Source organism: Sphingomonas sp. Leaf62 (assembly GCF_001421915.1).
GTDB lineage: Bacteria > Pseudomonadota > Alphaproteobacteria > Sphingomonadales > Sphingomonadaceae > Sphingomonas.
This window is the reverse complement of the sequence record NZ_LMLN01000030.1, coordinates 583,240-598,619: the sequence shown is the minus strand read 5'-3', so window position 1 is coordinate 598,619 and position 15,380 is coordinate 583,240. Positions and strand designations below refer to the sequence as shown.

The following is a 15,380-nucleotide window of genomic DNA, read 5'->3' as shown; positions in this document are numbered from 1 at the left end:
TGCACCCGACCCTACGTCAGATCGTCAAATTACCCTTGCAACGCGGGAGCCATCCACAGAGAATGTCTGAAGCTGGTAAATGGGTAGAGAGCTTTGAACGACCGTTTCGGGGGCTACGTTTTTCATTGAATACGATACGCTACGCGAAACCCGATATGCGATGTCGGAACATCCTGTTCCTGTGCCTGGAAGGCGGCGGGGCGGAAGTTTGCGCAATAGTTTGTGGCGCACAGGAAACTGCCGCCCTTGACGATGCCGACCGGTCCGCTGCCCGAAACCCATTCCCACACGTTACCTACCATATCGTACACGCCGAAGCCGTTGGCCGGAAACCGCGCGACCGGGGCGATACCGGCATAACCGTCTGCGCCAGTATCGGCGATCGGGAAGATGCCTTCCCAGACATTGGCCTGCGCCTTGCCGTGGTCGAATGCCCATGCCATCGGATCGCGCGGGGTCATCTGTCCACCGCGCGCGCCGCGTTCCCATTGTTCGGCGGTTGGCAGGACGCCGCCCGCCCATGCGGCATAGGCAGCGGCGTCGGCGCGGTCGACATGGACCACCGGGTCATGCCAATGTCCGTCTATGGCGCTGCCCTGACCCTGCGGATGACGCCAGTCCGCTCCCTTCACGAACCGCCACCAGCGGGCGGCGTTGTCGAGCGGGATCGGCTCGGTCGGCGCGACGAACACTGCCGAGCCACCCTCGCGTTCGGCGCGCGTGCGATAGCCGGTGGCAGCGACGAAGGCGGCGAACTGGCGATTGGTCACCTCGTGCGCGTCGATGCTGAAGGCGGCGACTTGGGTCGCAACGCCCGGCCGCCCTGCGCCATCCTCGCCCAGCAGCACCGCGCCCGCAGGAATGGCAACGCAACGATCGGTCGCGTTGCATCGCGCAGCGGGATGTTGCGCGCCAGTCGATGCCAGCCCCGCCGCCGCCAGCAGCAGCGCCGTCGCCCCCCTCACGGTTTGGTGACCACAGCGGCCTGAACCTCGGCGATGGGCAGCGGCACCACGCCCTTCTCCTTGGCATAGGCGTCGTAGGCGGCGACCAGATCGGCGAGGCGGGCCGGTTCGGCTGCTGCCAGATCGCGCGTCTCACCGGGATCGCGCGCGACGTCGAACAACTGCCAACGGCCCGTGCTGACCCCCTTGCGGGTGTAGCGGTTGGTGCCGGAAGGCAGGTACACGATCTTCCAGTCGCCTTTACGCAGCGCCTGGCGATAGAAGAGTTCGTAGCCGACCGCTTCGTCCGCCGTCCGCACCGCCGGTGCAGCGGCGGTCAGGACGGGGCGCAGGCTATGCCCCTGATGCGGCAGGATCGGCCGGCCTGCAAAGCTCGCCGGCTGCTTCAGCCCGGCATAGTCGAGCAGCGTCGGGGCGATGTCGCGCACGTCGAGATTGGCGGTGGCGATCCGGCCGCCGCCGGCCACGCCCTTGCCCGCGGCGAAGGCGCTGACGCGGATGCCGCCTTCGGCAGGATAGCCTTTTACCAGCCATGACGGCGTCGAATTGGCCTGTGCCCATCCCGGGCCATAGCCGATGTAGCTGGTCGCCGCGCCGATATTGGCAAGGCGGTTGTCGATGCCCAGCGACGGATCGACCGGCGTCGGGGCATCGGGATCAACGGGCGGCGCCTTCGGGTCAGCCTCCTTGAAGCGAGGGGAGGGCGCTTCGATGACATTCCCTTCCGGGCCATTGTCCGACAGGAACAGGATGACGGTGTTGTCAAAGCGGCCCTGCGCCTTCAGCGCGGTGATGACGCGCCCGACATTCTGGTCGAGCCGGTCGATCATTGCCGCATAGACCTCCATCTTGCGGGCCTCGATCGCGCGCTCTTCGGCGGTCAGCGAGGCCCATGGGCGGACCTGTTCGGTGGTGTGGGCGACGGCGTTGGCGGGGACGAGGCCGAGTTGCTTTTGACGAGCAAGCCGTGCCTCGCGCAGCGCTTCGTAGCCGGCATCGTAGCGGCCCTTGTATTTCGCAATCGTTTCGGAGGGAGCCTGGAGCGGCCAGTGCGGTGCGGTGAAGGGCAGATAGGCAAAGAACGGCCGGTCGTCGCCGGCCCGCTTCGCCTGATCGAGATAGCCGATCAGCCGGTCGGCCAGATAATCGGTCGAATAGCGGCCCGCCGGGAGCGAGGCGGGTTTACCGTCGTCGCGATAGCTGGGGGCGAGGCCGGCCTTTTGCCACGCGGCATTCTGGTCCGCGCCGAAATGGTTCGACAGGCCCTGTAACAGCGCGAAGCTGTGTTCGAAGCCGCGTGCCGCCGGTTCGCGATCGGGGGTGAGGCCGAGATGCCATTTGCCCGCCATCAGCGTCGTATAGCCGCCGGCGCGGAGCAGTTCGGCGATGGAGGCGACACGGTCGTTGAGATAGCCTTCATAGCCCGGCCGGCCGCGCGTCGCGTCGCTGAGCAATTCGGCCATGGTGCCGAGACCCGCCTGATGATTGTCGACGCCGCTCATCAGCATCGAGCGGGTCGGGGAACAGGTCGGGGCGGTGTGGAAGCCGGTGAAGCGCACCCCCGACAGCGCCAGTGCGTCGAGGTTCGGGGTGGCGATCTCTCCGCCGAACGCGCCGAGGTCCGACCAGCCGAGATCGTCGGCGACGATCACCAGGAAATTGGGGGCGTCCTTGGGTGCGACGGCCTGCGCGGCCGGGACGGCTGAGGTGTCGGGGGCGGCGGCGGCGGGGAGCGCGAACAGCAGTGCGGGCAGGGCGGCGGCGATCAGGGGCTTGGCCGGCATGGGCTCTCCGAAGGTGGCGAAGGTTACACGCACGGGCATAGCGCCGTGCTGCGCCACAACAATAAAGATAATCTACCAATATAGTAGGATTTAGTGCGTTCGTTTCGTTGGCGTCCCTATCCTAGCCATGCGCGGTCCGGCGAACGCCGCCGCCATTCGTGACCAAGGGACCATCGATGCCGATTTCGCCAGCCCGTGCCTGCCGCCTGTTCCTGCTTGCCGGAGTGGCCCTGTCCGCCACGCCGGTGATGGCCGATCCGGTGCCATCGGCCGACGAAATTGCCATTGATGACCCCGAAGACGAATCCGGCGGCGAGGATATTGTCGTCACGGCCCGCCGCCGAGCGGAGCGGAGCCAGGACGTGCCGATCGCGATCAACGCATTCGGTGCGGAACAGATCGAATCGACCCGCACCTATAATCTGCGCGACCTGCAACAGCTGACCCCCAGCCTGGTCGTCACCAATACCAACCCGCGCAACACCAGCATCAACATTCGCGGCCTCGGCAACAATGTCGCGGTCTATAATGACGGGCTGGAGCCGGCGGTCGGCGTCTATGTCGATGGTGTCTATCTGGCGCGACCCGGCCAGAGCGTCTTCGACCTCGCCGATCTGGAGCGGATCGAGGTGCTACGCGGCCCGCAGGGAACGCTGTTCGGCAAGAATACCTCGGCGGGTGCGGTGGTGGTGACGACCAAGGCGCCGACCTTCGATGTCGAGGGAGGCGGCGACGTGTCGCTCGGCAACTTCGGGTTCCGCCAGCTCCATGCCTATGTGTCGGGGCCGATCACCGACAGCCTTGCCGCGCGGTTGTTCGTGTCCAAGACCGACCGCGACGGCTTTACCCGCAACCGCTTCGACGGGCGGTTCGGGCAGGATTTTCACGACCTGAACCTGCGGGGGCAGTTGCTCTACAAACCGACCGATACGCTGACACTGCGGGTCATCGGTGACTGGGGGCGGCAGCATTCGTTCACCGCCGGCAGCATCCTGCTCGGCGCGATCCGCGCCTATGACAACGGTACTACCTTCGCGAACAACTATTACGATCGCGCGGCGCGGCTGGGCTATACCCCGGTGCCGGCCGACCCTGCGTTCCGCATCACCGATGTCGATGCCAATCCGCGCTATGCGATGAACCAGCCCGGCATCAACGTCACCGCCGACCTCGACCTGGGGGCCGCGACGCTGACGTCGGTCAGTGCCTATCGGGCATGGAACTGGTATCCGCACAATGACGGCGACAGCACCAGCATCGATGCGGGAGCCGATTTTCATCAGAGCAACGAACAGCGACAGGTCAGCCAGGAACTCCGCATCGCATCGAACGGCGACCGTCCGGTCGATTATGTCGCTGGCCTTTATTATATCTATCAATCGATCCGGGCGGAGGCGGTGAACCGATATGGCAGCCGCGCCGCCGACTGGTTCCTGCCGCCGGCGACCAACGCGGCGGTCGGGGCCGCGGCGCTGAACGAGTACAACGTCGTCAGCCAGTCGCGACCGGTGACCGACAGCTATGCCGCGTTCGCACAGACGACGTGGCATGTCGTACCGGGCGTCGATCTGACGACCGGCCTGCGCTATACCTATGAGACCAAGACGGGCTATTTCGATCAGGTCGCGACCGGGCGGTCGCTGGCCGGGCTGACCACAGCGCAACAGACGGCGGCACAGACGATCCGGTCGCGCTATGGCGTCGCCAATCGTTACGATGCGGAGACCAGCGCCGGGCGGCTGTCGGGACAGGCGACGTTGTCGTGGAAGGTCGCCGACCCGGTGCTGGGGTATGTCACCTATGCGCGCGGCAACAAGTTCGGCGGGCTGAACCTCGCCAACATCACCACCACCGGGCAGTTCGCCGCCAACCCCGTGATCGCGCCCGAGACGATCGACAGCTATGAAGCAGGCCTCAAGACGTCATGGTTCGGGGGACGGCTGACCGCCAATGCGGCTGCGTTCTGGACCGATGTGCAGGATTATCAGACGACGATCATCGATATCGAACGCAACGGCGTCAGCTTTTTCACCAACGCGGCGAAGGTCCGCACGCGCGGGTTCGAAGCGGATGTGCGGGCGACTCCGACCCGGTGGCTGACGCTGTACGGCTCGGGCACCTATGACGATGCGCGCTATATTTCCTATGCCAATGCGCCGTGTCCGATCGAGATCACCGGGCGGACGATCTGCGACCTGTCAGGACGCAAGCTTCCCGGCGTGTCGGAATGGGCGGCATCGGCGGGCGGCGAGGTCCGCGCACCGATCGCGAACATCGCGGGCCGTGCGGGCGAAGTCTATTTCGGGAGCGATTACAGCTATCGCTCGAGCACCAACACTACCGCCAGCCTCAGCCGCTATTCGGTGATCCCGGCCTATGACCTGCTGAACCTGCGGCTCGGCTTCCGGACCAACGACGGGCTGCTCGATATTCAGTTGTGGGGTCGAAACGTGACCGACGAAACCTATTTCCTGTCACGCGCCGCAGCCAATACCGGCGCGATCACGGGAACGCTCGGTGATCCGCGGACCTATGGGATTACCCTGCGGACGCGGCTGTAGTGATATTGGTGCCGAATGATTTCCGAGCGAATGACCGGTATGCAGAAGCTGTAGATGCAGGTTGGACGTTTGAGACCGGGGCAATGTTATGGCATCGCAGCCAACATCGGCACCTGGCAGTCATACGTTGGGCACGGTTCGATTTTTCCTGCCGACGCGTCGGGATTGGAGACCGTTCGGGAATGTTCAGGGATGGGCGATCCGGCGGAGTGAGCAGCCCCCACCGGGTCACCCGGCGATAGCCGTAGCGCCCGTACTGCTCTGGTAGGGGTCCGGTGTTCTTGGAACTTCGTGTGCGATCGAACGGAGCGTGGATGGGCGCATCTTCCCAGCTAACGCGAACTGCACGTCAACCACGAAAGAAAGAATCTAAGAACACTTCGCATTAGCATTGACTCTGCGACTTACTCGCAATAGCTGCGTCGTCCGACAGGGGGATGACATGATCGAAAAGACGAGTTTTCTGGCAATGACCTGCGTTGGGTTCATTGCCACCGCGCCGGCACTCGCTGCGGAAACGGCGCCCCGTCCCGTGGCGGCGCCGCTGACGGCGCAGGACCAGGTCGACGATCGCGATGTGATCGTCGTCAATGGCCAGAAGGCTGCGGATGCGAAGGTGGAAAGTCCGAAGGCAACGTCGGCGTTGCGCGATACGCCCCAGACGATCACGGTCCTGAACGATCAGACGATCCGCAAACAGAATCTGCAGACACTGCGCGACGCGCTCCAGACCATTCCCGGCATCACCTTCGGTGCCGGCGAGGGCGGCGGCGGATATGGTGATTCCATCAATCTGCGCGGCTATTCGGCGGCGAACGACATCACCGTCGATGGCGTACGTGATTCCGCCCAATATAGCCGTACCGACCCGTTCAACCTGCAACAGATCGAGGTCTATAACGGCGCGAACACCGTCTTCAACGGATCGGGATCGGTCGGCGGCACGATCAATCTGGTGTCGAAGGTGCCGAGCGTACAGGATCTGTCGATCGCGCAGCTATCGGTCGGTACCGACGATTACTATCGCGCGTCGATCGACGCCAACCAGCGCGTGTCCGATCTGGTCGCGGTACGGCTGACCGGTGCCTATCACCATAACGGCGTGCCCGGCCGCGATGTCGAGAAGTTCGAACGCTGGGGCATCGCGCCATCGGTGACGATCGGCATCGGCGGTCCGACCAGCCTGACCCTGGCCTATGTCCATCAGGAAGACCGCAACACGCCGCTCTATGGCGTGCCGTATTTCCAGAGCCCGATCGGCGGCGGCGTCCTGCCCGGTGTTGATCGCGCCGACTATTACGGCATCGCCAATCTGGATCGACAGGACCAGACGGTCGACCGCTTCACCGCGACGTTCCGCCACGCGATCAACGACAGTCTTTCGGTCCGCAACCTGACCCGCTGGCAGCGCGTCGCGCAGGACAGCATCACCAGCGCGCCGCAGGGCACCTATTGCCTCGCCACCACCGGATTGCAGCCGGTCGGCGCGAACGCGGCGGCGACGGTCGGTATCGCCTGTCCGACCGGTCTCGCGCGGGGCAACTGGCGGCCTTCGGGTCCGCGCGGGCTGTCGCGCGATCAGGTCAACGACCTGCTCTACGATCAGGTCGATCTGCGGCACGAGGTCGGCGAGAAGGGTGGTTTCCGCAACGTCGCCAATATCGGCGTGTCGGGCGGAATCGAAAGCTATCACATCACCAGTGGCAGCCTGTTGCGTACCGCGGCGGGTGTCGCGGTGACGTCGCCCGACCTGCCCATTGCCAATCCCGACACGCGCTGGACCGGCCCGGTCAACCTGACCGTCACCGCGCAGTCGCGGGCGGAAACCCAGAATCTTGCAGTCTATGCGTTCGACACGCTGGAGCTGAACCGCTGGTTCGAACTGAACGGCGGCATCCGCTGGGAGGTGCAGGACGCCCGGTTCCGCAACCTGCCGCTGGCGATCGTTCCCCCGGGCAGCACGCAGCTGACCCTGGCGCAGCAAGCGGTGCAGCGCTCGAACGAGCGGTTGTTCTCCTATCGCGGTGGCGCGGTGTTCCATCCGGTCGAGGCGGTCAGCATCTATGCCGGGTACGGCAAGTCGAAGACGCCGTCGTCGCAAACGGTACGTCTGGGTTGCGGCGTGGTGTCGGCCACGCCCAACGCGGCCGGTGCCGCCGACCCGTGCGCGGTGGCCCCCGAAACCGCCGAAAATATCGAGGCGGGGGTGAAGGCCGCGCTGTTCGGGCGCAAGCTGGAGCTGACCGCCGCCGTGTTCCGTAACGAACGCACCAATTACCGGGTGCCGTCGAACGATCCGGCATTGCCCGCCGGGTTGCAGGTGCTCGACGGCAAAGCGCGTGTCGATGGTATCGCGGTCGGGCTGTCGGGATCGATCCTGCCGGCGTGGACGATCTTTGCCAACTACACCTATCTCGATGGCAGGGTGCGGCAGTCGATTTCCGACCGGGACCTGAATGCCGGTGTCCGCGATCCGCAGGCGGGGGCGACGCTGGTGCAGACACCCGAACATTCCGGGTCGCTGTTCACCACCTACAAGCTGCCGTTCGGCCTCGAACTGGGCTATGGCCTGACCTATCAGGGATCGATCGCGCTGAACGTGCCGAATGCGTTCCAGCCGGTGCAGTTCCGTGCGGACGATTATCTGATCCATCGGGCCTATCTGGCCTACACGATCGCGGAGCGGGCGACCTTGCAGCTGAACGTCCAGAACTTCACCGACGAGCGCTATCTGACCGGTATTCGCAGCAATGTGAACGCGACGACCGGCGCGGTGACCGGCGGCTGGGCGATGCCCGGCGACCGGCGGCAGGCGGTACTCAGCCTCTACTACAACTTCTGACGGGGACGGGCCGGGGCGGATGCTGATCGCTATTCCCGACGTGCTGGACGAAGCCACCCTCCACCGCGTTCGCGCGCTGATCGAGGGTGGCGAATGGGTCGACGGCAACGTCACCTCCGGCCCGCAATCCGCGCTGGCCAAGCGCAACCGCCAGTTGCCCGAGGACAGCGCGGCCGCGCGCGAGGCGGGTGGCATCGTGCTCGACGCGCTCGGCCGGTCGCCGCTGTTCATCGCCGCCGCGCTGCCGCTGAAGGTCTTTCCGCCGCTCTTCAACCGGTATGAGGGCGGGGAGGCATTCGGGCTGCACGTCGATAACGCCATCCGCATCAAGCGCGGAACCGATTTCCGCATCCGCAGCGACCTGTCGGCGACCTTGTTCCTCGAAGACCCCGCCAACTATGACGGCGGCGAGCTGGTGATCGAGGAGCGCTTCGGTCCGCAGACGGTGAAGCTGCCGGCCGGGCATATGGTGCTGTATCCCGCCTCCAGCCTGCACCGGGTGACGCCGGTCACGCGCGGCGTGCGCACCGCCGCCTTCTTCTGGCTCCAGTCGATGGTCCGTGACGACGGCGAACGCCGGCTGCTGTTCGACCTCGACCAGTCGGTGCAGGCGCTGGGTGGCGATCGGGGGCAGGGGGATGCGGTGGTCGTCCGGTTGACGGGCCTGTATCACAACCTGCTGCGCCGCTGGGCCGACGCATGAGCATTGCCGCCAAACGCCGACGCAACTGGCGCGCATGGTGGGCGAAACAGCTGATCGCGTGGCACTGGATCAGCGCCGGCATCTCGCTGGCGGCGATGCTGCTGTTCGCGGTCACCGGCATCACGCTGAACCATGCCGCGACGATCTCGGCCGAACCCGTCGTCGCCGAACGGCAGGGACAACTGTCTGCCAGCCTGCTGCGTCCGCTCGGCAAAGCGGCAGAGGCAAAGGCGACCATTCCGCCGGGGGTCGCTGCCGATATCGAACGACAGGTGGCGCTGAACGTCGCTGCGCATCCCGTCGAATGGTCGGAGGGCGAGGCCTATGTCGCGCTGCCGCGTCCCGGCGGCGATGCATGGGTCAGCATCGACCTGACCAGCGGGGCGATCCGCGCCGAGACGACCGATCGTGGCTGGATCAGCTACCTCAACGACCTGCACAAGGGGCGTAATGCCGGCATCGCATGGTTCTGGTTCCTCGACGTGTTCGCCATCGCCTGTGTCCTGTTCTCGATCACCGGGCTGTTGCTGCTGCAACTCCATGCCAAGCGGCGGCCGTCCACCTGGCCGCTGGTCGCGGCAGGGGTGGCGTTGCCGGTGATCCTCGCCTTGTTCCTGATCCATTGAATGTCCGGGGGAAATAGTCCGATGCGCATCCTGTCACTCGCGGTTCTGGGCGGTGCGACCGTCGCTGCCGCGCCCGCGCCGCCCGCGGGGACGATCACCGTCACCGTCCCGCGCCTGTCGGTCGCCGAATATCACCGGCCGTATGTGGCGGTGTGGGTCGAACCGGCGGGCGGCGGCGCGGCGCGCACGTTGGCGCTGTGGTATGATGTCCGCAAGTCCGGGGCGGAGCCGGGGACGAAATGGCTAGCCGACCTGCGCGCCTGGTGGCGAAAGGGGGGCCGCAGCCTGAAACTGCCCGCCGACGGTGTCAGCGGCGCGACCCGCGCCCCCGGTGCCCATACGATCCCGCTTCCCGCCGACCTGCGCCCGGGCAGCTATGTGCTGAACGTCGAAGCCGCCCGCGAAACCGGTGGCCGCGAACTGGTGCAGGTACCGCTGACCGTTCCCGTCAGGGCCGCCCGCGCCAGCGGATCGCACGAACTGGGCGCCGTGACACTCGCCGCCCGCTGACCCTTCGAAGGATGATGCCCATGCCCCGTTTCGCGCGCCACCTGCTTGCCGCCGCCGCCCTGCTTTCCATTCCCACCGTCGTGTCCGCGCATCGCCTGTGGATGCTGCCGTCGGGAACGGTATTCTCGGGCACCGATGGCTGGGTGACGGTCGATTTCGCCGCATCGAACGACCTGTTCTATGCCGACCATCAGCCGGGACGTCTGGAGGGGGTCACGATATGGCAGCCCGACGGCAGCGCCGGGCAGTTGCAGAATGGTGCGACCGGCCGGTACCGGTCGGTGTTCGACGTAAAGCTCGACAAGCCCGGAACGTGGAAGATCGGGACCGAGATGTCGGGGCTGATGGGCAGCTTCAAGGTGAATGGCGAGGAAAAGCGCGTCGGCGGTCGCGGCGGGCCACCGGGACCGGATGGCGTGCGCCGTCCGCCGCTGACCGTCGCCGACATTCCCGCCGATGCGACCGACGTCAAGCTGACCGAAACGACCAACCGCAACCAGATCTTCGTGACCGCCGGGGAGCCGACCCGCACGGTGCTCAAACCGACGGGCAAGGGACTGGAGATCGACTTCCTGACCCATCCCGACGAACTGGTTGCGGGAGAGGCGGCGCGGTTCCGCTTCCTCGTCGACGGACAACCGGCATCGGGATTGAAGGTGACGGTGGTGCCCGGCGGCAAACGCTATCGCGATGCCGAGGGTGCGCGCGAGCTGACGACCGGCGCCGACGGGGTGCTGGCGATCGATTGGCCGGCGGCGGGGATGTATTGGCTGAACGCATCGCACGAGGATGCGAAGCCGAGCGTCGCGCGCGCGACCGCCCGGCGCATGGGCTATGTCACCACGCTGGAGGTGATGACGCCCTGAGCCCGCCGCCGCGCATCGTGCTGCCGACCGAACCATCGGCGGCGGCACTGACAGATCACGATCCGGGCGCAGCCGTCGCGACCCTGTCCGGGGTTGCGATGGGGACGCGCTGGACGGTTACGTGCGCGCTGTCCGAAGGGGCCGACGCGGACGGGCTGCGCGCGGCGATCGATGCCCGGTTGCGCGACCTCGTACTGCAGATGAGCCATTGGGAGCGGGCGTCCGAGCTCTGCCGGTTTAACGCGCTGCCTGCCGGGGGCTGGGCCGATCTGTCGCCGGACTTCGCGGCGGTCATCGACCTGTCGCTGCGGGTGGCCCATGCCAGCCACGGCGCGTTCGATCCCGCAATCGGCCGTCTGGTCGATCTGTGGGGGTTCGGGCCGCCCGGACCGCAGCCCGAACCCGGTATCGCCGCGATCGCCGCAGCGCAGGAGACTAAAGGATGGCATCGCCTTCGGCGTGATCCGGCGGGACGACGCCTGCGCCAGCCCGGTGGTTTGGCGCTGGACCTGTCGGGCGTGGCGAAGGGCTATGCCGCCGATGCGATTGCCGACCTGCTGGCCGAACGGGCGGTACGGCATTGTCTGGTCGAAATCGGCGGGGAATGCGTCGGGCGGGGGATGCGCCCGGATGGTGACCCATGGTGGGTCGACCTCGAAGATCCGCTCGACACGGGGCACCCGCCGTTGCGCCTCGCGCTGCACGAATGCGCCGTCGCGACCTCCGGCAACTATGTCCGCGGTGACCATTCGCTCGATCCCCGGACGGGGCGTCCGGCGACGAACGGGGTCGTGTCGGTCAGCGTCGTTGCCGGGACCGCAGCATTCGCTGACGCCGTGGCAACTGCGATCCTGGTGGCGTACCCAGATAATGGTTTGGTCGAAGAACAGAATATCGCGGCACGTATTTTGGTGACAACTGGTACTTCTGTGAAAGAAATTCTGACGCCGCAGTTTGCGCGTATGATCATTTAAAAATTTGTTCGATAACTTACGTAACAATATTCATAATTCTATAATAATGATCGCGCGTGTTCTCGAAGAACGTTCGTATTCGCAAAGCGCCATTTTAGCGGTCAGTGTTATGGATGTGTGGCGGGGTTGCGATAAAAAAGTAAATATGTGTCCGATGGTGAGCAGGGTTTAGCCAAATGTAAACGTAGATTTCTGGATCCGGTCAGGCGGTCAACTGCTGACCACTTTCGGATCTGCGACGGTAATAGCGGAAATCCTATAAGGACGTTGTTGACCTAGATGTTTCAATCGACCGGTGATTTCCAACGGCCGGATTACAAGCAGGAAACGGAAATTTATCTTCAGGAAACTTATCCGCATTTTATATCGACGATATAACCTTCGCCGTCCACGATCAGGTTGATGCGATCCTGCACGAAATCCATCGTCGCCATGTCACCCGGCCGCAGGATACGCACTCGCGAGTTGTTGGCAGCCGCCCGGCGGACATTGTCCGAAAGCTTTGCACCGACCTTCACGTTCGCGAGGCCGCATAAGGCCAGTGTAGGACCAAGATCGATGCCGGCACTACGCCCGGCCGGTGTTCCCGGTCGTGGCGGCGGCGATGCCTGAACCGTCATCGCGATCACTCCTGCCCAGATGAAAATCGACATATATCCCTCGATCGACACCGGTGCAGGCAACGCGCCTGCACCGGTGCTGCGTGGTATCAGGCGTACGCGGCCGGCATGTGGGTGCCGTCGTTCATGGCATACACGTAATACCCGTCCTTCATCCCCATATAGACGAGACCCTTCGTCGCGTCCAAACCGTCGATGGCGACCCGGTCCCCGCTGTTGCCCATATCGAGATTGAGGAGCTTGTTCGTTCCCAAACCGATATAGCCATCACGGTTGCCGTCGCGGATCGCGCGGGTCGTGTATAACCGGTCGTCCGACGCGAAGTCGGTGATGCGGTCCATTCCAGACGTACGGGCGTTGTCGAAGAAGAAGATGTCCGCGCCTGCCCCGCCGGTAAGGATATCCGAACCGGTGCCACCGTCGAGCCAGTCGCGGCCCGCTCCGCCGTTCAGCGTATCGGCACCCGCCGCACCGAACAGCTTGTCGTCGCCGCGCATGCCATGGAGTTCGTTGGCAAGGCTGTTGCCCGTCACGTTGTCGTTACCGTCACCGGTTACGGCATTCTCGATCACTGTCTTCGCGCCCAGGGTGAATGCGACCGTGCCGTCGAAGCTGTTCTGACCGCCCTTGGCGAGATTGATCGTCGCATCGCCGGAGATCGCCGCCGCGTTGATCCAGTCGGTGCCACCATTCGTATCGATCAGTGCGCCACGCCCGGACTCACCCGCAATCGCCGCCATCGCGAAGAATTCATCGGTGTACGTGTAGACGTCGTTCGCGTCGGCCTTGGCACCATACAGGTCCAACTTGACGCTGTTGATGGTCGTGACCGCCGATGAATAATGCTCCTGAAACTGAAGCGTCCAGGTGCCCTCGGTTTGGACGCCACGGAACCCGGCGAAGCCAAACGTAAAGGACTGATCACCCGCAACCGGCGAAGCGAACGCGTTCAGCGTATCTACAAACGCTTCGGTACCGTCGGGCGCGATGAGCTTCAGCTTGAGCGTGCCGAGCGACCCGGGAATGGCACCCCGTCCGGTAAAGTCATACAGGCTGCTGTAATTGATGGACATGTCGACGTGTTCGAGGTCGACATTGCCGTCGATCTTGAAACTGAACGACGTCGGCTTGGTCGAGAAATCGTTGTTTAGAGCGTCTCCGGAATAACTGTCGCCAGCCGCAGCAACCAGATTGACGGCAAGGGTCGGCGTCGACAGCTTCACCTCGTTCGCCGACGTGCGCGCCTCGCCGAACAAACCCCATACTTCCGACATGCGCACCGCGTTATAGGCGTTGACCCCGCCGAAACCGTAATCGGTGGAGTAATGATACGCACCACCGTTCCAGTTGGCGTCGTCGCCGGCCAGCTTGAAGGTCGAATCGTTCAGCACGAAGTCGGTACCGCCAAACTCGTACGTGGTGCGCGGCGTATCGAACGGGACCGGCATCGTCGCCGATGCGGCCAGAATGTTGGAAACGTCGCGCCAGCCCAGATCCGGGTTCGCATCGAGCATCAGGGCGACGACGCCCGTCACCATCGGTGCGGCTGCCGACGTGCCGCCGAAATCGTCGGTATAATCGAGCTTGCCGCCCGGATCGCCAACCAGATTATACCCGTCGCGACCCAGAAGATCGGTAGTGACCACGCCGTTGCCACCGAGTTCAACAAAGTCGCTCGAGGGTGCGGAAACCAGCAGATGAGCACCGCGTGTGCTATAATAGGACGAGCTGCCGTCCAGATCGCGATAGGCCCCGACGGCGACGACATGCCGATCGGTGGTCGAACCCTGCCCCTCGCCGTCGATACGGTTGTTGCCGGCGGCCTTCACGCTGATCGTGCCCAGCCCGTTGCGCCCGGCTTCGGCAACATAGGCGAACGTCTGTGTTAGCGTATATTCACCCGTATTCTCCGTACCCCGATCGCCGCCGGTGCCATAATAGGCTCCGCTGCCCCAGCTATGATTGACGACGTCGAACTTTGCCGCCTGGTTCATTGCCTGGTAGAAAAGCGTCAGATCGTTGGCATTGACGAAGATGCCCTGATCGAGCTTGCCACCGGAATAGGGGTCGAAGATGTTCGCGCTGCCGATCGTCGCCTCATAGGCGATGCCGACGGTGCCTTCGCCATTGCGTTCCGCGGCGATGATGCCAGCGACCGCGGTGCCGTGCCCCCCCGAAGCCGGACGATAGTCGCCATCGAACCGCTTGCCGTCGATAACGATATCGAGGCTCTTGTCATAGTTGCCGTCCAGATCGGTGTGATCATATTGTACGCCGGCGTCATAGACTCCGACTTTCACGCCATTGCCGGTATATTCCTGCCACACCGTATCGAGACGACCAATCTTAGCCAGATGCCATTGTTGGGCGGCGATGGGGTCGGTAACGCCGCCGATGGCGACAGACGACGTATTGGATGTCGATACACCGCCGATACCGGTCGACGGCATCAGATGATATTTGCCATCTCCCGACCCGATGATCGCGAAATCTGCGTTGTTGGAGATCGTGCCGGGAAGCCCGTAACGAATATTGGTGCTGGCTGTCATGCTGTTCGCCCCCATGGAAGTTTTCAACGGCCGCCAGCTTCGTCCCACGACGAACCTCACTGGCGTAATCGGACCGCAGGTCGGCACGGACGTCGCACCGAAGCGATGGGATACATAGTGAAGGCTACTATTAGCATGTCAACATTTTTGTAACCATTTTTGTGGGGCGGATGCGCAGGGGTAGGGCACATCGTTCTTTTGGATGTGGCCGATCGTGCGGCGGTTTGAAGCGTCCCGGGTTTTTTGGAAGGCTCCTATCGATGAGCAGGCGCGGAGACGGGCGCTGACGTCGATCGCCGGGAAGGTCGGTTGCACGACCGGGACACTGCGCCGTTGGTGCCACGAGCAGGCCAGCCGACGAGCGGTACCAGCGGCGCAAG

General features: G+C 64.3%; 11 protein-coding genes. 7 read left to right on the top strand and 4 right to left on the bottom strand.

What is annotated here, in order from left to right; genetic code table 11:
• Window positions 1–122: 122 nt before the first annotated feature.
• Both ASE91_RS18005 and ASE91_RS18000 read right to left on the bottom strand, forming a co-directional pair.
• Window positions 123–965, bottom strand: a complete 843-nt coding sequence (locus ASE91_RS18005) for an SUMF1/EgtB/PvdO family nonheme iron enzyme (protein WP_056628715.1) — start codon at window positions 963–965, stop codon at window positions 123–125.
• On the bottom strand, window positions 962–2,749 hold the full coding sequence (locus ASE91_RS18000) for an arylsulfatase (protein WP_056628712.1): 1,788 nt from the start codon (window positions 2,747–2,749) through the stop codon (window positions 962–964). The genes ASE91_RS18005 and ASE91_RS18000 overlap by 4 nt, the downstream gene beginning before the upstream one ends.
• A 176-nt stretch (window positions 2,750–2,925) precedes the next feature.
• Between ASE91_RS18000 and ASE91_RS17995 the strand changes: the two genes are divergently transcribed.
• The 7 genes from ASE91_RS17995 to ASE91_RS17965 all read left to right on the top strand — a co-directional run bounded on the left by ASE91_RS17995 (window position 2,926) and on the right by ASE91_RS17965 (window position 11,831).
• Window positions 2,926–5,310: a TonB-dependent receptor gene (locus ASE91_RS17995; protein ID WP_056628709.1), complete on the top strand. Its 2,385-nt coding sequence runs from the start codon at window positions 2,926–2,928 to the stop codon at window positions 5,308–5,310.
• Window positions 5,311–5,752: 442 nt separating this feature from the next.
• The gene (locus tag ASE91_RS17990; protein ID WP_200911279.1) at window positions 5,753–8,152 is read left to right on the top strand and encodes a TonB-dependent receptor; all 2,400 of its coding nucleotides are present in this window, start codon (window positions 5,753–5,755) and stop codon (window positions 8,150–8,152) included.
• A 19-nt stretch (window positions 8,153–8,171) separates the two neighbouring features.
• A complete protein-coding gene (locus tag ASE91_RS17985; RefSeq protein ID WP_056628706.1) occupies window positions 8,172–8,855 on the top strand; it encodes a Fe2+-dependent dioxygenase in 684 nt (227 codons plus the stop codon).
• Window positions 8,852–9,481: a PepSY-associated TM helix domain-containing protein gene (locus ASE91_RS17980; protein WP_056628703.1), complete on the top strand. Its 630-nt coding sequence runs from the start codon at window positions 8,852–8,854 to the stop codon at window positions 9,479–9,481. The genes ASE91_RS17985 and ASE91_RS17980 overlap by 4 nt, the downstream gene beginning before the upstream one ends.
• Window positions 9,482–9,991 (top strand): DUF2271 domain-containing protein, encoded by a 510-nt coding sequence (locus ASE91_RS17975; RefSeq protein ID WP_443024558.1) that lies wholly within the window; start codon window positions 9,482–9,484, stop codon window positions 9,989–9,991.
• 20 nt (window positions 9,992–10,011) lie between these two features.
• Window positions 10,012–10,857 carry a DUF4198 domain-containing protein gene (locus tag ASE91_RS17970; protein WP_056628910.1) on the top strand — a complete coding sequence of 282 codons (846 nt, stop codon included), beginning with the start codon at window positions 10,012–10,014 and terminating at the stop codon, window positions 10,855–10,857.
• Between the two features lie 17 nt (window positions 10,858–10,874).
• Window positions 10,875–11,831, top strand: a complete 957-nt coding sequence (locus tag ASE91_RS17965) for an FAD:protein FMN transferase (protein ID WP_235530553.1) — start codon at window positions 10,875–10,877, stop codon at window positions 11,829–11,831.
• A gap of 350 nt (window positions 11,832–12,181) precedes the next feature.
• Here the strand turns inward: ASE91_RS17965 and ASE91_RS17960 are convergent, their stop codons facing one another.
• On the bottom strand, window positions 12,182–12,451 hold the full coding sequence (locus ASE91_RS17960; protein ID WP_235530559.1) for an I78 family peptidase inhibitor: 270 nt from the start codon (window positions 12,449–12,451) through the stop codon (window positions 12,182–12,184).
• Between the two features lie 89 nt (window positions 12,452–12,540).
• A complete protein-coding gene (locus tag ASE91_RS17955; protein WP_162233684.1) occupies window positions 12,541–15,000 on the bottom strand; it encodes a S8 family serine peptidase in 2,460 nt (819 codons plus the stop codon).
• Window positions 15,001–15,380: the final 380 nt, after the last annotated feature.

Excerpts from the sequence above, each read along its gene's own strand:
- ASE91_RS17975 (WP_443024558.1), top strand. The coding sequence starts at position 9,482 with ATGTCCGGGGGAAATAGTCCGATGCGCATCCTGTCACTCGCGGTTCTG.
- ASE91_RS17990 (WP_200911279.1), top strand. The coding sequence starts at position 5,753 with ATGATCGAAAAGACGAGTTTTCTGGCAATGACCTGCGTTGGGTTCATT.
- ASE91_RS18000 (WP_056628712.1), bottom strand. The coding sequence starts at position 2,749 with ATGCCGGCCAAGCCCCTGATCGCCGCCGCCCTGCCCGCACTGCTGTTC.
- ASE91_RS17960 (WP_235530559.1), bottom strand. The coding sequence starts at position 12,451 with ATGACGGTTCAGGCATCGCCGCCGCCACGACCGGGAACACCGGCCGGG.
- ASE91_RS17955 (WP_162233684.1), bottom strand. The coding sequence starts at position 15,000 with ATGACAGCCAGCACCAATATTCGTTACGGGCTTCCCGGCACGATCTCC.
- ASE91_RS17970 (WP_056628910.1), top strand. The coding sequence starts at position 10,012 with ATGCCCCGTTTCGCGCGCCACCTGCTTGCCGCCGCCGCCCTGCTTTCC.
- ASE91_RS17985 (WP_056628706.1), top strand. The coding sequence starts at position 8,172 with ATGCTGATCGCTATTCCCGACGTGCTGGACGAAGCCACCCTCCACCGC.
- ASE91_RS17980 (WP_056628703.1), top strand. The coding sequence starts at position 8,852 with ATGAGCATTGCCGCCAAACGCCGACGCAACTGGCGCGCATGGTGGGCG.
- ASE91_RS17995 (WP_056628709.1), top strand. The coding sequence starts at position 2,926 with ATGCCGATTTCGCCAGCCCGTGCCTGCCGCCTGTTCCTGCTTGCCGGA.